This window comes from Pseudomonas sp. MF6396, from assembly GCF_002018915.1.
GTDB lineage: Bacteria > Pseudomonadota > Gammaproteobacteria > Pseudomonadales > Pseudomonadaceae > Aquipseudomonas > Aquipseudomonas palmensis.
Genome location: NZ_MVOK01000003.1, coordinates 247,644 through 266,566, shown reverse-complemented (window position 1 = coordinate 266,566; position 18,923 = coordinate 247,644). Strand labels below are relative to the sequence as shown.

21 protein-coding genes and 1 riboswitch are annotated in these 18,923 nt (G+C 66.9%); of the genes, 16 read left to right on the top strand and 5 right to left on the bottom strand.

What is annotated here, in order from left to right; all coding sequences use genetic code 11:
- Positions 1-67: 67 nt before the first annotated feature.
- Complete coding sequence (locus tag MF6396_RS04580) at positions 68-601, top strand: C40 family peptidase (RefSeq protein ID WP_054914695.1); 534 nt, start codon at positions 68-70, stop codon at positions 599-601.
- 65 nt (positions 602-666) lie between these two features.
- On the opposite strand, the gene MF6396_RS04575 is transcribed toward MF6396_RS04580, so the two are convergent.
- Positions 667-1,983 carry a PQQ-dependent sugar dehydrogenase gene (locus tag MF6396_RS04575; RefSeq protein WP_058541004.1) on the bottom strand — a complete coding sequence of 439 codons (1,317 nt, stop codon included), beginning with the start codon at positions 1,981-1,983 and terminating at the stop codon, positions 667-669.
- A gap of 78 nt (positions 1,984-2,061) precedes the next feature.
- Positions 2,062-2,640: a hypothetical protein gene (locus MF6396_RS04570; RefSeq protein WP_043862542.1), complete on the bottom strand. Its 579-nt coding sequence runs from the start codon at positions 2,638-2,640 to the stop codon at positions 2,062-2,064.
- A 150-nt stretch (positions 2,641-2,790) separates the two neighbouring features.
- A riboswitch (cobalamin riboswitch) is annotated at positions 2,791-3,012 on the top strand.
- A 135-nt stretch (positions 3,013-3,147) separates the two neighbouring features.
- Here MF6396_RS04570 and cobO point away from each other — a divergent pair.
- From cobO to MF6396_RS04500, 14 genes are all read left to right on the top strand, one after another.
- Positions 3,148-3,759 (top strand): cob(I)yrinic acid a,c-diamide adenosyltransferase, encoded by a 612-nt coding sequence (gene cobO / locus MF6396_RS04565; protein WP_054914693.1) that lies wholly within the window; start codon positions 3,148-3,150, stop codon positions 3,757-3,759.
- A complete protein-coding gene (locus tag MF6396_RS04560; protein WP_078479798.1) occupies positions 3,756-5,051 on the top strand; it encodes a cobyrinate a,c-diamide synthase in 1,296 nt (431 codons plus the stop codon). Before cobO ends, MF6396_RS04560 begins: the two co-directional genes overlap by 4 nt.
- Positions 5,048-5,695, top strand: a complete 648-nt coding sequence (bluB, locus tag MF6396_RS04555; protein WP_043862539.1) for a 5,6-dimethylbenzimidazole synthase — start codon at positions 5,048-5,050, stop codon at positions 5,693-5,695. Before MF6396_RS04560 ends, bluB begins: the two co-directional genes overlap by 4 nt.
- Positions 5,695-6,603, top strand: a complete 909-nt coding sequence (gene cbiB / locus MF6396_RS04550) for an adenosylcobinamide-phosphate synthase CbiB (RefSeq protein ID WP_078479797.1) — start codon at positions 5,695-5,697, stop codon at positions 6,601-6,603. The genes bluB and cbiB overlap by 1 nt, the downstream gene beginning before the upstream one ends.
- Positions 6,596-7,588 carry a threonine-phosphate decarboxylase CobD gene (gene cobD, locus MF6396_RS04545; RefSeq protein ID WP_043862537.1) on the top strand — a complete coding sequence of 331 codons (993 nt, stop codon included), beginning with the start codon at positions 6,596-6,598 and terminating at the stop codon, positions 7,586-7,588. Before cbiB ends, cobD begins: the two co-directional genes overlap by 8 nt.
- Positions 7,585-9,039 carry a cobyric acid synthase gene (locus MF6396_RS04540; RefSeq protein ID WP_078479796.1) on the top strand — a complete coding sequence of 485 codons (1,455 nt, stop codon included), beginning with the start codon at positions 7,585-7,587 and terminating at the stop codon, positions 9,037-9,039. The genes cobD and MF6396_RS04540 overlap by 4 nt, the downstream gene beginning before the upstream one ends.
- Before the next feature lies 1 nt (position 9,040).
- On the top strand, positions 9,041-9,556 hold the full coding sequence (gene cobU, locus MF6396_RS04535; protein WP_078479795.1) for a bifunctional adenosylcobinamide kinase/adenosylcobinamide-phosphate guanylyltransferase: 516 nt from the start codon (positions 9,041-9,043) through the stop codon (positions 9,554-9,556).
- Positions 9,557-9,558: 2 nt separating this feature from the next.
- On the top strand, positions 9,559-10,614 hold the full coding sequence (gene cobT / locus MF6396_RS04530; RefSeq protein ID WP_078479794.1) for a nicotinate-nucleotide--dimethylbenzimidazole phosphoribosyltransferase: 1,056 nt from the start codon (positions 9,559-9,561) through the stop codon (positions 10,612-10,614).
- The gene (cobC, locus tag MF6396_RS04525) at positions 10,611-11,180 is read left to right on the top strand and encodes an alpha-ribazole phosphatase family protein (RefSeq protein ID WP_058541011.1); all 570 of its coding nucleotides are present in this window, start codon (positions 10,611-10,613) and stop codon (positions 11,178-11,180) included. The genes cobT and cobC overlap by 4 nt, the downstream gene beginning before the upstream one ends.
- Positions 11,180-11,908, top strand: coding sequence for an adenosylcobinamide-GDP ribazoletransferase (locus MF6396_RS04520; protein WP_078479793.1), 729 nt, complete (start codon positions 11,180-11,182; stop codon positions 11,906-11,908). The genes cobC and MF6396_RS04520 overlap by 1 nt, the downstream gene beginning before the upstream one ends.
- A 122-nt stretch (positions 11,909-12,030) precedes the next feature.
- Positions 12,031-13,224, top strand: a complete 1,194-nt coding sequence (locus MF6396_RS04515) for a glycoside hydrolase family 5 protein (protein ID WP_078479809.1) — start codon at positions 12,031-12,033, stop codon at positions 13,222-13,224.
- A 40-nt stretch (positions 13,225-13,264) separates the two neighbouring features.
- On the top strand, positions 13,265-13,669 hold the full coding sequence (locus MF6396_RS04510) for a MarR family winged helix-turn-helix transcriptional regulator (RefSeq protein ID WP_043862530.1): 405 nt from the start codon (positions 13,265-13,267) through the stop codon (positions 13,667-13,669).
- A 63-nt stretch (positions 13,670-13,732) separates the two neighbouring features.
- Positions 13,733-14,941, top strand: coding sequence for an MFS transporter (locus MF6396_RS04505; protein WP_043862529.1), 1,209 nt, complete (start codon positions 13,733-13,735; stop codon positions 14,939-14,941).
- Between the two features lie 151 nt (positions 14,942-15,092).
- Positions 15,093-15,644 carry a glutathione peroxidase gene (locus MF6396_RS04500; protein WP_078479792.1) on the top strand — a complete coding sequence of 184 codons (552 nt, stop codon included), beginning with the start codon at positions 15,093-15,095 and terminating at the stop codon, positions 15,642-15,644.
- A 7-nt stretch (positions 15,645-15,651) separates the two neighbouring features.
- Here MF6396_RS04500 and MF6396_RS04495 read toward each other — a convergent pair whose 3' ends face one another.
- On the bottom strand, positions 15,652-15,918 hold the full coding sequence (locus MF6396_RS04495; protein ID WP_043862527.1) for a DUF2798 domain-containing protein: 267 nt from the start codon (positions 15,916-15,918) through the stop codon (positions 15,652-15,654).
- A 113-nt stretch (positions 15,919-16,031) separates the two neighbouring features.
- On the opposite strand from MF6396_RS04495, the gene MF6396_RS04490 reads away from it, so the two are divergent.
- Positions 16,032-16,967, top strand: coding sequence for a LysR family transcriptional regulator (locus tag MF6396_RS04490; protein ID WP_054914683.1), 936 nt, complete (start codon positions 16,032-16,034; stop codon positions 16,965-16,967).
- Between the two features lie 41 nt (positions 16,968-17,008).
- Here MF6396_RS04490 and MF6396_RS04485 read toward each other — a convergent pair whose 3' ends face one another.
- Together MF6396_RS04485 and MF6396_RS04480 are read right to left on the bottom strand one after the other, a co-directional pair.
- Complete coding sequence (locus MF6396_RS04485; RefSeq protein ID WP_043862525.1) at positions 17,009-18,283, bottom strand: OmpP1/FadL family transporter; 1,275 nt, start codon at positions 18,281-18,283, stop codon at positions 17,009-17,011.
- A 144-nt stretch (positions 18,284-18,427) separates the two neighbouring features.
- Positions 18,428-18,910, bottom strand: a complete 483-nt coding sequence (locus MF6396_RS04480; RefSeq protein ID WP_054914682.1) for a hypothetical protein — start codon at positions 18,908-18,910, stop codon at positions 18,428-18,430.
- Between the last annotated feature and the right edge of the window lie 13 nt (positions 18,911-18,923).

Below are 18,923 nucleotides of genomic sequence, written 5' to 3'. Positions count from 1 at the left end.
CGTCTAATCTAGTTTCTCACCTATTTCCGACTTGGGGTCGGGCGGCTTCAGACAGGATGTTCTGACTATGTCGATACTCGCGCGCGTTGCTGTACTTTCCCTGGCGGCCCTGCTGGGTGCCTGCTCCAGCCATGCCCCGCAGAAACCTCAGGTGGTCGAGCCGAAGGTGATGGCGCCCCAGGTGTATTTCTCGCCAGTGGCCGAGGATGTGCTGTTCCGGGCCCTGGGCCTGGTGGGCACGCCTTACCGCTGGGGCGGCAATACCCCGGACTCGGGGTTCGATTGCAGCGGGCTGATTGGCTACGTGTACCGGGACGCGGCGGGTATCGCCCTGCCGCGCTCAACCCGCGAGATGATCGGCATTCGTGCCCCGGACATCGACAAGGGTGCGTTGCAGTCGGGCGACCTGGTGTTCTTCGCCACCAATGGCGGCACCCAGGTGAGCCATGCCGGTATCTACGTGGGCGAGGGGCGTTTCGTGCATGCACCGTCAACGGGCGGTACGGTGCGCCTGGACTACCTGTCCAACAGCTACTGGCAGAAGACCTACCTCAACGCCAAGCGCGTGCTGCAGCCGGCGCACCTGGCGCGCAATCCCTGACAGCGTGGCCTGCAAAGCCGGCTCCAGCAGGAGCCGACCTTGCCGGCGAACACGTCAGCGCAGTGCTACTGCGCCTTGCTCACCCGCCAGATCACATTGCCCACGTCGTCGGCCACCAGCACCCCGCCACGCTGATCGTTCACCACGCCGACCGGGCGCCCCATGGCCTTGCCGTCCTCGTCGAGAAACCCGGTCAGCAGATCGATGGGCTTGCCCGACGGTTTGCCCGCCGTGCTGAACGGCACGAAGATCACCTTGTAGCCACTGTGCGGCTTGCGGTTCCATGAGCCGTGCTGGCCGATGAACGCGCCCTGGTCGAACGGCGCCGGCAAGGCGTTCGGCACGGTAAACGCCAGCCCCAGCGAGGCGGTGTGTGGCCCCACCGCATAGTCCGGCGCTATCGCGCTGGCCACCAGCTTTGCATCCTGCGGCTGTACGCGCTCATCCACATGCTGCCCGTAATAGCTGTAGGGCCAGCCATAGAAGGCGCCGTCCTTCACCGACGTGATGTAGTCCGGCACCAGGTCGCTGCCGATCTCGTCACGTTCGTTCACCGCCGTCCACAGCTGCTGGCTATGGGGTTCCCAGGCCAGGCCGTTGGGGTTGCGCAGGCCGGTGGCGAACAGGCGCTGGCTGCCGGTGGCCGGGTCGACCTCCCAGATCGCGGCGCGGCCTTTCTCCTGCTCCATGCCGTTTTCGGCCACGTTGCTGTTGGAGCCCACGGTCACGTACAGCTTCTTGCCGTCGGGGCTGGCGATCACGTTCTTGGTCCAGTGGTGGTTGAGCGTGCCGCCCGGCAGGTCGACCACCTTGGTGCCGCTGCCCTGCAGGCGGGTGGCGCCTGGCTCGTAGGTGAAGCGCAACAGCCGATCGGTGTCGGCCACATAGAAGTCGTTGCCCACCAGGGCCATGCCGAACGGCGAGTTCAGCCCCTCGATGAAGGTGGTGCGGGTGTCGGCCACGCCGTCCTTGTCGCTGTCACGCAGCAGGGTGATGCGGTTGGGGCTGGGCACTCCGGCGCCGGCGCGGCCCATCACCTTGCCCATCACCCAGCCCTTGATGCCCTTGCCGTCATCGGGCTTGGGCGGCGCGTTGGTCTCGGCCACCAGCACGTCGCCGTTGGGCAGCACGTACAGCCAGCGCGGGTGGTCGAGCTTGTCGGCGAAGGCCACCACCTGGGTGCCTGCCGCAGCCTTGGGTTTGCCGCCCTCTGGCCAGCCGATGGCCGGCGCGATGTTTACCGTGGGGATGAGGGTCTTGTTCGGTTCGGGCAGGCGCGGCGACGGGCCGGTGCCATCGGTGACGTCCAGGCGGGCGTTCTCGCCGCAGGCCACCAGCCCGGTGGTGAGTGCCAGCAGTACAGCAATGCGCATGTTGCCCATGATCGGTGTCCCTCGCGAAGTTGGCCGTGTCCAGTAAGGTAGAGGCGGGCACGTCGGCGAGGTTCCCTCGACAGGGGCTCAGGCCTGCTTGAGCAGCAGCGCGATGCCGGGGTGGTAGCGGCCCACGTCGTCGTGCAGCTTGCGGTAGCCATAGGGGAACACCCAGGCGATGGCGCATGCATTGTGCTTCTGCAGGTCGTCGACCAGGTCCTGAAGCTCTTCGGGGCTGGCGTGTTGCCCGGCCTTGTACGGGCTGACGAACAGCGCGGCGACCTTGAGCTGGCTGGCATAGCCCACCAGGCGAGCCTGGGCGACGCTCTCCTGCAGGGCATCGGTGAGGTCGAGCTTGCCGACCCGTGGCCAGCGCTGGGTGGCTTGCAGGTAGGCGGTCTCTTCCTTGCTGGCGATCACCAGGTCGCAGTGCGCCGCACGCTCGCCTTCGTCGCGCTGCTTCTTGGTCTGCGCACCCTGCAAGGTCACCAGCTCCGCCTGCCAGGCCGCCGCGCCCAGCACGCCAAGGTTGCTTTGCACGCCTTGCCAGTAGGGGGCGTCGCTGTCGCCCAGGGTCTGGTTGTAGCGCTCCAGGCACTCGGCCCAACGTTCCAGGGCGGGGCGCAGGAACTCCAGACGCGGGTTGTTGATGATCAGACCTTGCATGCCGTGCTCCATTGTTATTGTGGATCGGAGAGGTGCGGATAATGGCTATGTGATATCACTGCAGTGAGTGTGACACAAGATGACATAAATGCCATTGATCCAGACCGCTTCGCAGCGCCTTTGATTGACGCTCATGGCCCAACCCTCTAACCTTCGCGACTTGTTTCAGGTGCTCTGCGGCCAAGGTGCCGGCAGGGTGAAACAGGGAAGCCGGTGGGCACGTGCAACGTGCGATTCCGGCGCTGCCCCCGCAACGGTAAATGAGTCGGGATCGCGCAGGGCCACTGGGTGCAACAGCCCGGGAAGGCGCGCGATCCGGGTCGATCAGACCCGCCCATGAGCCCGGAGACCGGCCTGTCACAGATCAACGGCATCACGGAGGGTGATGCGCGGTTCTCCCGGCCAGTGGCAGGGCCTGCGCGTTTTCCGTGTGCCATCGCCAACCTGCTGTCGCGCCGACTCGATCCCCCCGGTCCCTGTGCGCGCCAGTTGCCCACGGAGCCTCCGATGACCGACACCACCGATCGCGACGAACGCCATCTGGCGCGCATGCTGCGCAAAAAAGCGGTAATCGACGAACGCATTGCCAACTCGCCCAACGAATGCGGCCTGCTGCTGGTACTCAGCGGCAACGGCAAGGGCAAGAGCAGCTCGGCCTTCGGCATGCTGGCGCGGGCCCTGGGCCACGGCATGCAATGTGGCGTGGTGCAGTTCATCAAGGGCCGCAACAGCACCGGCGAGGAGCTGTTCTTCCGCCGCTTCCCCGAACAGGTGCGCTACCACGTGATGGGCGAGGGCTTTACCTGGGAAACCCAGGACCGCCAGCGCGACATCGCCGCCGCCGAGGCTGCCTGGGCGGTTTCGCGCCAGTTGCTGCAGGACCCGGCCATCGGTTTTGTAGTGCTCGATGAGCTCAACATCGCCCTCAAGCACGGCTACCTCGACCTCGACCAGGTGCTCGGCGACCTGCAGGCACGCCCACCGATGCAGCATGTGATCGTCACCGGCCGCGGCGCCAAGCCCGAGATGATCGAGCTGGCCGACACCGTGACCGAGATGGGCATGGTCAAGCATGCCTTCCAGGCCGGCATCCGTGCCCAGAAGGGCGTGGAACTATGAGGCAAACCCGTCATTGCCCGGCGGTGCTGATCGCGGCACCTGCATCTGGCCAGGGCAAGACCACGGTGACGGCCGCACTGGCGCGCCTGCACCGCAACCAGGGGCGCAAGGTCCGGGTGTTCAAGTGTGGCCCGGACTTTCTCGACCCGATGATTCTGGAGCGCGCCAGTGGCGCCCCGGTGTACCAGCTGGACCTGTGGATGGTCGGCGCCGAGGAAAGCCGGCGCCTGCTGTGGGAAGCCGCCGCCGACGCCGACCTGATCCTGATCGAAGGGGTGATGGGGCTGTTCGACGGTACGCCGTCCAGCGCCGACCTGGCGCGGCATTTCGGCGTGCCGGTGCTGGCGGTGATCGACGGCACGGCCATGGCCCAGACCTTCGGCGCGCTGGCCCTGGGCCTGGCGCGCTACCAGCCCGACCTGCCGTTTGCCGGCGTGCTGGCCAACCGTGTGGGCTCGCTGCGTCACGCGCAACTGCTCGAAGGCAGCCTGACCGAAGGCCTGCGCTGGTACGGCGGGCTGTCGCGGGAAACCGGCATCGAACTGCCCAGCCGCCACCTGGGCCTGGTGCAGGCCAGTGAACTGACCGACCTGGACCTGCGCCTGGACGCCGCCGCCAACGCCCTGGGCGACAGCTGCGAGTCGGCCCTGACGCCGGCGGTGGCCTTCGATGCGCCGCAGCCGCGCAGCATCGAGCCACTGCTGGCCGGCGTGCGGATCGGCGTGGCGCGCGACGAAGCCTTCGCATTCACCTATGGCGCCAGCCTGGACCTGTTGCGCGAGATGGGCGCACAGCTGAGCTTCTTCTCGCCGATCCACGACCGCCTGCTGCCAGACTGCGACAGCCTGTACCTGCCCGGCGGCTACCCTGAGCTGCACCACCATGCGCTGGCCGCCAACACGCCGATGCTGGCGGCGATCCGGGCCCATCACCAGGCCGGCAAGCCCTTGCTGGCCGAATGCGGCGGCATGCTCTACCTGCTCGATGCACTGACCGATGTGGCCGGCGAACGGGCCGAACTGGCCGGCCTGCTGCCGGGCGAGGCGGTGATGCAGAAGCGCCTGGCGGCCCTGGCCCTGCAAGCGGTAGAGCTGCCCGAGGGCACCCTGCGCGGGCATACCTATCACCATTCGCTGACCAGCACCGCGCTCGAACCCATCGCCCGCGGGCAAAGCCCCAACGGCGGGCGCGGCGCCGAGGCGGTGTACCGTTGCGGCCGGCTGACGGCCTCGTATGTGCATTTCTACTTCCCGTCCAACCCGTCTGCGCTGGCGGCGCTGCTGGCACCATGAGCGACCAGGCCTTCAACGACGCCGAGCGCGCGGCGGTATACCGTGCCATCGGCGAACGTCGCGACATGCGCCATTTCAGCGGCGGCGAGGTGGCCCCCGAGCTGCTGGCACGCCTGCTGCAGGCGGCGCACCAGGCCCCGAGCGTGGGTCTGATGCAGCCCTGGCGTTTCATCCGCATCACCCGTCGCGAGCTGCGCCAGCAGATCCAGGCGCTGGTGGAGCAGGAGCGGGTGCGCACCGCCGAGGCACTGGGGCAGCGTTCTGACGATTTCATGCGGCTCAAGGTCGAGGGCATCAACGATTGCGCCGAGGTGCTGGTGGCGGCGCTGATGGACGGGCGCGAGGCGCACATCTTCGGCCGTCGCACCTTGCCGGAAATGGACCTGGCCTCGCTGTCATGCGCCATCCAGAACCTGTGGCTGGCGGCCCGTGCCGAGGGCCTGGGCATGGGCTGGGTGTCGCTGTTCGAACCGCAGGCACTGGCCGACCTGCTGGGCATGCCGGCCGGTGCCAAACCGCTGGCGGTACTGTGCCTGGGCCCGGTCGAGGCGTTCTACGAGGCGCCCATGCTGGTGCTCGAAGGCTGGGCCCGCGAGCGGCCATTGAGCGAGATGCTCTACGAAAACCATTGGGGAGAGCGTTGATGAGTGTGGCCTTGCTGAGTGTGGCCGGGGTGGCGCTGGATGCCTTGCTGGGCGAGCCCCGGCGTGCGCACCCGCTGGTCGCGTTCGGCCGTTATGCCGGACGCCTGGAACAACGCTTCAATGCCGGCGGTCGTGGCTGGCGCAGCCATGGCGTCACCGCGTGGTTTCTGGCGGTGGTGCCCCTGACTTTGCTGGTGACTGTGCTGTCGTGGCTGCCCTACATCGGCTGGCTGGTGGAGATACTGGCGCTGTACTGCGCGCTGGGCCTGCGCAGCCTTGGCGAACATGTACGGCCCGTGGCCGAGGCGCTGCGTGGCGGCGACCTGGACGAAGCGCGCCGCCGCGTGGGCTACCTGGTCAGCCGTGAAACCGGCGAACTGGATGACACCGCCGTGGCGCGTGCCGCCACCGAATCGGTGCTGGAGAACGGTAGCGATGCAGTGTTCGCCGCCCTGTTCTGGTTCGTGGTGGCGGGGGCGCCAGGTGTGGTCCTGTATCGCCTGAGCAATACCCTGGATGCCATGTGGGGCTATCGCAACGAGCGCTTCGAGCGCTTTGGCTGGGCCGCAGCGCGCATCGACGATTTGCTCAACTATATTCCGGCGCGGCTGGTGGCCCTGACCTACGCGGTGCTGGGCAGGACGCGCCTGGCACTGAGCTGCTGGCGCCGTCAGGCGCCGTTGTGGGACAGCCCCAACGCCGGCCCGGTGATGGCAGCTGGCGCCGGTGCGCTGGGTGTCGAGCTGGGCGGCGCGGCGGTGTACCACGGCGAGCTGCACCAGCGCCCGCAACTGGGCGAAGGCCCGCCGGCCGATGCGCACGCCATCGAGCGTGGTTGGCAACTGGTGTGCAAGGGCGTGTGGTTGTGGTTGCTGCTGTTGTGCGTGGGGGCGCAATTCTATGCTTGAGCACGGTGGTCGTTTGCAACGGGCGGTGCTGGAGTACGGCATCGCAGTGCAGGACTGGGTCGACCTGTCCAGCGGCATCGCGCCGTGGCCCTTCGCGATCCCCGAGATCCCGTTGCGCGCCTGGGCACGCCTGCCCGAAACCGACGATGGCCTGGAGCAGGCGGCCCGCGAGTACTACGGCGTGCCGCAACTGCTGCCGGTGGCCGGGTCCCAGGCCGCCATCCAGGCCCTGCCGCGCTTGCGTCGCAGTGGCAAGGTCGGTGTGCTGTCGCCGTGCTACGCCGAACATGCCGAGGGCTGGCGGCGCGCCGGGCACCGCGTGCGTGAAGTCGGCGAGGCCGAGGTGGAGTTCTTTCTCGACAGCCTCGATGTGCTGGTGGTGGTCAACCCCAACAACCCCACCGGGCGCCTGTTGAGCGCCGAGCGCCTGCTGGGCTGGCACGCCCGCCTGGCCCAGCGCGGTGGCTGGCTGGTGGTGGATGAAGCGTTCATGGACAACACCCCGCAACACAGCATCGCCGCCGAAACCTGGCGCAACGGGCTGATCGTGCTGCGCTCGTTCGGCAAGTTCTTCGGCCTGGCCGGTGTACGCCTGGGCTTCGTGCTGGCCGAACGCCAACTGCTGCAGCTGCTGGCCGAACAACTGGGGCCCTGGTCGATCGCCGGGCCCACGCGGGTGCTGGGCCAGGCCTGCCTGCTCGACCATGGCGCCCAGCAGCGCCAGATCACCCGCTGCGCCGAGGCCAGCACACGCCTGGCGCAGGTACTCGATGCTGCCGGCTTCACGCCGGCCGGCGGCTGCGACCTGTTCCAGTACCTGGAGCTTGCCCACGCCGCGCAGTTGCACCAGTTCATGGCGCGGCGCGGCATCCTGCTGCGCCTGTTCGAGCACCTGGGCAGCCTGCGTTTCGGCCTGCCGGCCACCGACACCGATTGGCAGCGCCTGATCCAGGCGCTGGACGACTACCGCAAGGAACACCCATGACCACCCTGATGGTGCAAGGCACCACCTCCGATGCCGGCAAGAGCACCCTGGTGACCGCGCTGTGCCGCTGGCTGGCGCGCCAGGGCGTGGGTGTCGTGCCGTTCAAGCCGCAGAACATGGCACTCAACAGTGCGGTGACGGCCGACGGCGGCGAAATCGGCCGCGCCCAGGCGGTGCAGGCCCAGGCCGCCGGGCTGGCGCCGCACACCGACATGAACCCGGTACTGCTCAAGCCCAACAGCGAGACCGGAGCCCAGGTGATCGTGCATGGCCGCGCGGTCACCAGCATGAACGCGGTGGCCTATCACGACTACAAGGCCATCGCCATGCAGGCGGTACTGGCCTCGCACCAGCGCCTGAGCGACGCCTACCCGGTGGTGATGGTGGAGGGCGCGGGCTCGCCGGCCGAAATCAATCTGCGGGCCGGGGACATCGCCAACATGGGGTTTGCCGAGGCGGTCGACTGCCCGGTGATCCTGATCGCCGATATCAACCGCGGCGGGGTGTTCGCACACCTGGTCGGCACCCTGGAGCTGCTGTCGCCCAGCGAGCAGGCGCGGGTCAAGGGCTTCGTGATCAACCGCTTTCGTGGCGACATCGCCCTTCTGCAGCCCGGCCTGGACTGGCTCGAGGCGCGTACCGGCAAGCCGGTGCTGGGCGTGCTGCCGTATGTGCTGGACCTGCATCTGGAGGCCGAGGATGGCCTGGACCGACGCCAGGGCCAGAAAGCCGCGCAGGTGCTCAAGGTGATCGTGCCGGTGCTGCCGCGCATCAGCAACCATACCGACTTCGATCCGCTGCGCCTGCATCCGCAGGTGGATCTGCAGTTCATCGGGCCGGGCGACGCGATACCGCCGGCCGACCTGATCATCCTGCCGGGCTCCAAGAGCGTGCGCAGCGACCTGGCACACCTGCGCGAGCGCGGCTGGGAGGAGGCGATAACCCGCCACCTGCGCTACGGCGGCAAACTGCTGGGCATCTGTGGTGGCCTGCAGATGCTCGGGACCCACGTGCATGATCCACTGGGCCTGGAAGGCGCCGCCGGCAGCAGCGCGGGCCTGGGCTGGCTGGACTACAGCACGCAGCTGGAGGCCGAGAAGCAGCTGCGCAATGTCAGCGGCACGCTGAACCTGGAGCAGGCGCCCGTCAGTGGCTACGAGATCCATGCCGGGGTCACCTGCGGGCCGGCGCTGGCGCAGCCCGCCGTACAGTTGGCCGACGGTCGCAGCGATGGCGCGGTCAGCGCCGATGGGCAGATCCTGGCCACCTACCTGCACGGCCTGTTCGAGTCGCCGCATTCGTGCACGGCGCTGCTGCGCTGGGCTGGCCTGAACGATGTGCAGCAGGTGGACTACCATGCTCTGCGTGAACTGGACATCGAACGCCTGGCCGACCTGGTGGACACGCACCTGGACGGCGCCCGGCTTCGTCAACTCTGCGGGCTGGACTGACATGCTCAAGCTGATTCTTGGCGGCGCCCGATCGGGCAAGAGCCGCCTGGCCGAACAATACGCCGTCGACAGCGCGCTGGCGGTGACCTATATCGCCACCAGCGAGCCGCTGGACGGTGAAATGAATGCCCGCGTGCAACTGCACCGTGCGCGTCGCCCTGCCGAGTGGGCGCTGATCGAGGAGCCGCTGGCGCTGGCGCGGGTGCTGCGCGAAACCGCCGCGCCCGAGCGTTGCCTGCTGGTGGACTGCCTGACCCTGTGGCTGACCAACCTGCTGATGCTCGAAGACCTCGAGCGCCTGGCCGCCGAGCGCGATGCACTGCTGGACTGCCTGGCGCAGTTGCCGGGTGAAATCATCCTGGTCAGCAACGAGACCGGCCTGGGCGTGGTGCCCATGGGCGAGCTGACCCGTCGTTACGTCGATGAAGCCGGCTGGCTGCATCAGGCCATTGCCGAACGTTGCCAGCACGTGGTGCTGACCGTTGCCGGCCTGCCGCTTACGCTCAAGGGAGCCTGAACATGAGTCAAAACTGGTGGCAGAACGCGTGTCAGCCGATCAACCTGGCTGTGCGCGAACAGGCGCTGGAGCGCCAGCGCGAGCTGACCAAGCCAGCCGGCTCACTGGGCCGGCTGGAGCAGGTTGCGGTGGAGCTGGCGGGCTTGCAGGGCAAGCTCAAGCCTGGCGTGCGGCAGGTATGGATCGCGATTTTCGCGGGCGATCACGGCGTGGTGGCCGAGGGGGTTTCGGCCTATCCGCAGGTGGTCACGCGGCAGATGCTGCAGAACTTCGTCGGCGGCGGCGCAGCCATCAGCGTGCTGGCCCGCCAGTTGGGTGCGCAGCTGGAGGTGGTCGACCTGGGGACGGTCGACCTGACCCTGGAACTTGCCGGTGTACGCCATCTGCGCATCGGGGCGGGCACCGCCAACTTCGCCCAGGTGCCGGCAATGACCGCCGAGCAGGGGCGCCTGGCGCTGCAGGCCGGGCGCGAGAGCGCCTTGCGTGCGCGTGACGCCGGGGCGCAACTGTTCATCGGCGGCGAAATGGGCATCGGCAACACGGCCTCTGCCAGTGCGGTGGCCAGTGCATTGCTCAAATGCACCCCTGGCGAGCTGACCGGCCCCGGCACTGGCCTGAATGCTGCCGGTGTCGAACACAAGACCCGCGTGATCGAACGCGCGCTGCTCACCCACGCGGCGCTGGCCGACGACCCATTGGAGCAGCTGTTGTGCTTTGGCGGCTTCGAGATTGCCGCGCTGGTGGGGGCGTACCTGACGTGCGCGCAGCAAGGCATCGTGGTGCTGGTGGACGGTTTTATCTGCACCGTGGCGGCGCTGGTTGCAACGCGCATCAACCCCGGTTGCCGGGCCTGGCTGCTGTTCGGTCATCGCGGCGCCGAGCCCGGGCACCAGCGGGTGCTCGAAGCGTTGCAGGCGCAACCGCTGCTGGAGCTGGGCCTGCGCCTGGGCGAGGGCAGCGGGGCGGCGCTGGCGGTACCGCTGCTGCGCATGGCCTGCGACCTGCACGGGCAGATGGCGACCTTCGCCGAGGCGGCGGTGGCGGACCGCGATACATGATCGTCGACCTGCTGCGTCATGGTGAAACCGAACTGGGCGGTGGGCTGCGCGGCAGCCTGGACGACGCGCTGACCGAACTTGGCTGGGCGCAGATGCGTGCGGCTGTGGTCGAGGGCGGGCCGTGGACGCGGATCATCAGCTCGCCGCTGCAACGCTGCGCGCGATTTGCCGAAGAACTTGCCGGTCAGGTGGGCGTGCCCATGCAACTGGAGGCCGGCCTGCAGGAGCTGCACTTCGGCGACTGGGAGGGGCGCAGCACCGCCGACCTCATGCTTACCGACGAACAGGGCCTGGGGCTGTTCTGGGCCGACCCTTATGCCTTCACGCCGCCGGGTGGCGAGCCGGTCACGGCGTTTGCCGAGCGGGTGCTGGCGGCCATGGCGCGGGCGTATCAGGCCCACGCCGGCGAGCGCGTGCTGCTGGTGACCCACGGCGGCGTGATGCGCCTGCTGCTGGCCCGTGCCCGCGGCCTGCCGCGCGAGCAGCTGCTGCAGGTGGTGGTCGGGCACGGCGCGGTGCACCGTCTGCATTGCGCGGCCGACGGTCGTTTCGCGGAAATCGCCTGATGCAGGCGTTCTGGATTGCCCTGCAGTTTCTCAGCAGCCTGCCGGTGCGCCTGGCGGGCATGCCCGCGCCCGAGCAGATGGGGCGCTCCCTGCTGTGCTACCCGCTGGTGGGGCTGTTGTTCGGCGGGGTGTTGTGGGCCGCCAGCACGCTGCTGGCGGGCAGCCCGCCGATGCTGCAGGCGGCCCTGCTGCTGTGCATCTGGGTGTGGTTGAGCGGTGCGTTGCACCTGGATGGCCTGGCCGACAGCGCCGATGCCTGGCTGGGCGGGTTCGGCGATCGCGAACGCACCCTGACGATCATGAAGGACCCGCGCAGCGGGCCGATTGCGGTGGTGACGCTGGTACTGGTGCTGCTGCTCAAGTTCTGCGCGTTGCTCGCGCTGGTCGACAGCGGGCAGGCGGTGGGCCTGCTACTGGCACCGGTACTGGGGCGGGCGGCGATGCTGGGGTTGTTCCTGTGCACGCCGTATGTGCGCGCAGGCGGCCTGGGACAGGCGCTGGCCGAGCATCTGCCGCGTGGCGAAGCCAAGGCCGTGTTGCTGGCGACCGGTTTGGGGTGCCTGGTGCTGGCGGGATGGAACGGTATCCTGGCCGTGGGCGTGGCGCTGCTGGTGTTCGCGCTGCTGCGCCAGGTGATGCTCAAGCGCCTGGGGGGAACCACCGGGGATACAGCAGGGGCGTTGCTGGAGCTGCTGGAGCTGGCGGTGGTGGTAAGCCTGGCACTCTGAAGGGGCTGTCAGGAGCTCTTCGCTGCGGTCATGAATCTGTAGTGTTTTGCAACTGAATGCAGCACGTGGTCAGCCTTCGCAAGCGCTAGCCTTACGTCCCTCTGTCTTTGCTGGGTGCCCCGATGCGCAACCAACTGCTGGCCTGCCTTATCGCCTGTTCGTCCCTGCCGGCCCACGCCGCCGACCTGATCGACTTCTGGAACACGCCGCGCCATGGCGGCAACAGCTTCAACCGCCTGCCGCCCGACCAGGCCTATTTCGAGGCGCTGCACGGCTACGGGGCGAGCTGGGTGCGGTTGTCCTATGACAAGTGGCAAGCGGCGCAGCGTGATTTTCTGCTCGGTAATGCCGATACCTACCAAGGGCTGCCGGCCGCCGACCTTGCCACGCTCAAGGCCACCCTGGACCGCGCGCACGCCGCAGGCCTCAAGGTCGTTATCACGCCCCTCTCACTGCCCGGCATGCGCTGGGCACAGAACAACGCCGGCCAGTTCGATGACCGGCTCTGGCAGGACAAGGCCTACTGGGCGCAGGCCGCCGACTTCTGGCGTGACCTGGCGCGGGCGCTCAAGGACCATCCGGCGGTGGCGGCCTACAACCTGATCAACGAACCGGCGCCCGAGAAACTTGGCGGCCTGGCCGAGCACGCCAGCGCCGAGCAGATGCGCGCCTGGTACCGACAGCAGCAGGGCAGCACCCGCGACCTGCCGGCGCTGTATCGCCAGTTGGTGGCGTCGATACGCGAAGTCGATCCACTCACCCCGGTCATGCTCGATGCCGGCTGGTACGCCGCGGCCGATGCCTTCGAGTACTGGCCTGGCGCGCTCGACGACCAGCGCCTGCTCTACAGCTTTCACATGTACGAACCCTACGCGGCCACCAGCGCGCCCAACCTGGAGCGCGCCACGCCCTATGCCTACCCTGGGCCCGCGCCCTTTGGCGGCAGCGTTGCGCAATGGAACAAGGCCCGGGTGCAGCAGTATCTGCAGCGCCCGCTGGACTGGGCCGGCAGGCACGCGGTGCCGGCCAATCGCCTGGTGGCCGGCGAGTTCGGCTGCATGCGCCGCTGGGCGGGCTGTACCGCCTATCTGGAGGATGTACTGGGCACCCTCGATCGCCAGCAGGTGCACTGGGCCTTCTACAGCTTTCGCGAAGACAGTTGGGACGGGATGGACTACGAGCTGGGCAGCGCCAAAGTGCCGTGGGCTTATTGGCAGGCGATCGAAAAGGGCCTGCCGGACCCGCTCAAGCGCACGCCCTCCAGCCTGTTGGAACCGATTCGAAAACGCCTTGCCCTCAATGGCGTACCCCACTGAACGCTTGCATCCTGGAAACTCCGGGTATATACACGCATCTATGTTGAAGAGCCATTGCATCTGTACTCATCTGCGCCGGGCCGCCCGTGGGGTCAGCCGGCACTATGACGAAGCCCTTGTGGGCTTCGGCATCAATGTCGCCCAGTTTTCCCTGCTGCGGCATCTGCAGCGTCTCGATCAGCCCAGCATCTCGGTGCTGGCCGAGTCCATGGGCCTGGATCGCAGCACGCTGGGTCGCAACGTGCGGGTGCTGGAAGCCGACGGCCTGGTGGCGTTGGCCGAAGGTGTCGACTTGCGCAACCGCATCGTACTGCTGACGGAGAAGGGCCTGGCGCGCCTGGTGGCCGCCACGCCTGCCTGGGAGCAGGCCCAGGATGCCCTGGTGAGCAACCTGGGCGAAGGGCAGCGCGATGAACTGGTGCGCCTGTTGGAACAGTTGGCTTGAGCGTATTACACCAATAAGCGGGTATATACCCGTGTAACCTTGCGGCGGTCTGGGAGAACAAGAATGACATCGGTATGGCGCACGAGCGGTTGGGTGCTGTTGGGGGCGGCGCTGATCCTGGCATTGTCGCTGGGGGTGCGGCATGGCTTCGGCCTGTTCCTGGCGCCGATGAGCGCCGAATTCGGCTGGGGGCGCGAAGTGTTCGCCTTCGCCATCGCCTTGCAGAACCTGATCTGGGGCCTGGCCCAGCCGTTTGCCGGTGCCCTGGCCGATCGCCTGGGCGCGGCCAAGGTGGTGATCATCGGCGGCATTCTCTACGCCGTGGGGCTGGTGATGATGGGCATGGCGGACTCGGCGTGGTCACTGTCGCTCAGTGCCGGGCTGCTGATCGGCATCGGCCTGTCGGGCACCTCGTTCTCGGTGATCCTGGGTGTGGTAGGGCGTGCCGTGCCGGCAGACAAGCGCAGCATGGCCATGGGCATCGCCAGCGCCGCAGGCTCCTTCGGCCAGTTCGCGATGCTGCCGGGCACCCTGGGCCTGATCGGCTGGCTGGGCTGGTCGGCGGCATTGCTGGTGCTGGGCCTGCTGGTGGCCTTCATCGTGCCGCTGGTGGGCATGCTGCGCGATAACCCGCTGCCCAGCCAGGGGCACGAACAGACCCTGATGCAGGCGCTGCGCGAAGCCTGTTCGCACTCGGGCTTCTGGTTGCTGGCGCTGGGCTTTTTCGTGTGCGGTTTCCAGGTGGTGTTCATCGGCGTGCACTTGCCGGCCTACCTGGTCGACCAGCACCTGCCGGCCACCATCGGCACCACGGTGCTGGCACTGGTCGGGCTGTTCAATATCGTCGGCACCTACACCGCCGGCTGGCTGGGCGGGCGCATGTCCAAGCCGCGCCTGTTGACCACCCTGTACCTGCTGCGGGCGGTGGTGATCGTGCTGTTCCTGTGGGCGCCGGTGACCCAGTTCAGCGCCTACCTGTTCGGTATCGCCATGGGCCTGCTGTGGCTGTCGACCGTGCCGCTGACCAACGGCACCGTCGCCACCCTGTTCGGGGTGCGCAACCTGTCCATGCTGGGCGGCATCGTCTTTCTGTTCCATCAGTTGGGCGCATTCCTGGGCGGCTGGCTGGGCGGTGTGGTGTACGACCGTACCGGCAACTATGACCTGGTGTGGCAGATCTCGATCCTGCTCAGCCTGCTGGCTGCCGCGCTCAACTGGCCGGTGCGCGAGCGCCCGGTGGCGCGGCTGCAGGCGCGGCCGGAGGCGGCATGACCGCGCGCCTGGTAGCGTTGGTGCTGGCTGGCCTGGTGCTGGCGCTGGTGTGGTGGGGCTGGCACCAGGGCGGTCTGGCGCTGATGCAGTTGGGCATGGGCGTGTGCTAGGCGTAAGCTGAACCCCTGCACTCAGGCAAGGGAGACGCACCATGTACGCACGCTGGCTGTTGGTACCGCTATTGATACTGGCTGGTTCGGGGGCCGTGCTGGCCGCCGACTGCCCGGCCTTGCTGCAGGGCGAGTTGCCCAAGCTGCGCGCAAAGGAACAGGTGAACCTGTGCGAGCGCTTCGCCGGCAAGCCGCTGGTGGTGATCAACACCGCCAGCTATTGCGGCTTCGCGCCGCAATTCGAAGGGCTCGAGAGCACCTACAAGGCTTATCACGGGCAGGGCCTGGAAATGCTCGGGGTGCCGTCCAACGACTTCAAGCAGGAAGACGCCGACAGCGAGAAGACCGCCAAGGTGTGCTATGCCAACTACGGCGTGACCTTCACCATGACCGAGCCACAGAAGGTGCGCGGCGACGACGCCACGCCGCTGTTTCGCGAGCTGGCCAGGCAGAGCAATGCGCCCAAGTGGAATTTCTACAAGTATGTGGTCGATCGCCAGGGCAAGGTGGTAGCCAGCTTCTCCAGCCTGACCAAGCCGGACGATCCAGCGTTCAGGGCTGCCATCGAGAAGGCCATCGCCTCGCAGCCCTGAGGCGGGCTCAGGCCTTGCCCGGGTGGACGGTCCAGGCCACCAGCTTGAGCACGATCGGCCGTACCACCAGCACGCAGGCGAAGGCCACCGGCATGGCCAGCTGGTAGGCCTTGAGCACATTGGCCAGGTAATGCTCGCCGACGCCGCTGTTGGCGGCGGTGATCACGAAGCACATCAGCAGCGCCATGATCGACGACATGTAGAACGCGAATACGTAGGGGGTGGCGCGTACGCCGAGTTTCAGGCGTGGGCGAGGGCGGGTCTGGCTGGTCATGCAGGCTCCTGAGGGTAGGGGAGGCGCCAGACTAGCAGGCTGCCAGGGTACGAGGTAGACGACGCCAGCTTAGGTCTTTATAAAGAGAACCTTACGAATCCTGGAGTTTGGCCGTGAACCTGTTGGGCTCGATACGCAGTTTCATCAAGGTGGTCGAGGCTGGCAGCATCGCCGGTGGGGCCCGCACCCTGGGCTTGAGCGCCGCCGCAGTGAGCCAGAACATCGCGCGCCTGGAAGCCCATCTGCAAGTGCGCCTGCTGGCCCGCACCACCCGCAGCATGGCGTTGACGCCCAATGGTCGCGCCTATTACGACAAGGTCAGGCATGTGGAGCGTGATCTGGAGCTGGCGCAGCTGGCCGTCACGGCCGATGACGGCGAACCCCAGGGCCGGTTGTGCATCTCCTCTTCTTCGGCCTTCGCGCGCTATGTGCTGGCGCCCCTGATGCCGGCATTCAACCTGCGCTATCCGCAGCTTTCAATTGAATTGCTTACGAGCGACCGGCGTGTGGACCACGCGCGCGAGTCGATTGACGTGAGTGTGCGCATCACCCCCCAGCTGGAAGACGGCCTGCTGGCGCGGCACGTTGCCCAGATCCCGTTCATCTGTTGCGCAGCGCCTGCCTACCTGGAGCGTGCCGGCCGGCCCGGCACCCCGGAAGCCTTGAAGGGGCATCGCTGCCTGGTGTTCCGTTACCCGGTGGACGGCCGCTTTCTGCGGTGGGGCTTTGTGCGTGACGGCCTGCGTTTCGATGCCGAGTTCGGGGATGTGTCGATCAGCGATGACATCGACGTGCTGGCGCAGATGGCGGTGATGGGGGGTGGGATCGTGCGCCTGGCCGAGTTCGTGGCGCGGCCTTACCTGGAGAACGGGCAACTGGTGCCGCTGTTCGAATATGCCCAACCCCACCAGGCCTATGCACAGACCTCGCCCATGGACATCTACCTGTGCGTGGCCGACCGTTCGGCGCTGACGCCCAAGGTGCGGGCCTTCATGGCATATGTGGAGGACTGCCTGGCGCAGGCCTGGCGCGTGCGCGCGCGGGCATAAAAAAACCGCCTTTGGAAGGCGGTTTTTTCATGCAACAGCGATCAGAAGCGGTAGGTCAGCGAAGCACCCAGGCCGTGTGCACTGTTTTCGTACTTGGCGTTGTACGAGCCCTTGAACGAAGGGTCGGTGATGGCGGTGCTCTGGTGAATCTTGACGTCTTCTTCCATCAGGTACGAGTAGGCCACGTCGATGGTCATGTCGTCGCTCGGGTTCCAGCCGGCGCCCAGGCTGAACACCTTGCGGTCGCCGGTTGGGATGCGTGGCGAACGGTTCTGGTTGTTGGCTGGCGACTGGTCGACGGAGAAGCCGGCGCGCAGGGTCCATTCCTTGTTCAGCTTGTAGGCAGCGCCGATGGCGTGGGCCCAGGTGTCGTGCCAGTTCTGTTCTTCGGCGATCTGGCCCAGTGCCGGTGCCAGTGGCCCGGTGCCCTCGTTGTTGACCACGATGGACTCCAGGCGGCTCCAGCGTGTCCAGGTGCTGCCCGCGTACAGGGTCCAGTTGTCATCCAGTTCGTGGGTGACCGAGAAGTCGACCGACTCGGGGGTCTTGATCTTCAGCGAGGCGTCGAACTTGCTGCCGCTGAACGGGCCGAAGCCCGGGCCGCTGATCTTGGTGTCGCCCTTGAGCTTGTAGTCGACCATCGAGTGGTAGGTCAGGCCGACGCGGGTTCTGTCGGTGGCCTGCACCATCACGCCGATGTTGTAGCCGACGGCGGTGTCGTCACCGGTGATCTTGACCTTGCCGTCGTTGCTGCCTGGGGTGGCGCGGTTCAGCGCGGCGGACTCCAGGGTGCCGTCGATACGGTTGATGGTCGGGCCGAAACCGATCGAGACCTTGTCGTTGAAGGCGTAGCTGATGGTCGGTTGCAGGGTCACGACCTGAACTTCGCTCTTGCTGCCGAAGTAGCGGCCGGCAAAGCCGTGCTCGTAGTCGGTGATCAGGCCGAAAGGCACGTAGACCCCGAAGCCGAATGCCCAGTGGTCATCGATCGGCTTGACGTAGTAGCCCATCGGTACGCCAACCACGGGGACCATGTCGCCGTCGTTGCTGCCGCCGAAGGTGCCGCTGCCCTTGATGTCGGACTTGGCAATGATGGCCGCGCCGCCGACGGTCACTTGTTCGCGTTTGAGGCGGGACATGCCGGCAGGGTTGCCAAACACGGTGCTGGCGTCATCGGCAGAAGAAGAACGACCCGCGAAACCTGTGCCCATGCCGCTGATGCTTTGCTCGTTGAGGGCAAAACCGCTGGCGAAGAGTTGAGTTGATGCGAAAGCGACAGCGAGGCCGAGTGAGGATTTGAGTATTACTTTTTTCATTATTAGAACTCCATGGGATCACCGGAGCGCAAAGTATCAATAATTTTGGACGTGCGCTATAGGCTCTAAATCAGGAGATACCGCGTTTTTGTAGGACAATCCGACCAGATTCGCTGATTTTATCCGGTTGTTTGAAAATGGTTCTCAGCAGGCCTGGAGTGCCGGTTTGCCGACGCATGCCTGCCAGGCCTGGGTGAAGTCGCGTAAACGGGCGTGGGGCTGGAATGTTTGACGCCAGATTCTTGCGAGACCTAGCAGGTCGTCGGATTCTGGTAGCGGCAGCGCCTTTTCTTCGACCAGCATCCAGGCGATGGCGGTGGCGTAGCGCAGGTTGACGGTCAGTTCCAGGTGCGGGCCGCTGAGGAACGCGTGCTGGCTGGCGAGGCCGCGGACCAGGCTGGCCAGTTCGGGGTCGTGGGCCAGGAACTGGTCCCAGATCGATTGGTGGCGCAGTTCGCCGATGCGGTACAGGCCGTGGCCACGGCGGTCGTGCAGGGCCGAACCCATGCCCGACTGGCTGGCTGCGATGCCCAGCAGCAGGGCTTCGGCGCTGGGGCAGTAGCGGCCCAGGTACAACAGGGTGGGGCGGATGACGAATTCACTCAACTCGCTCGCGGCGATAGCCATAATGCCCTCGAAC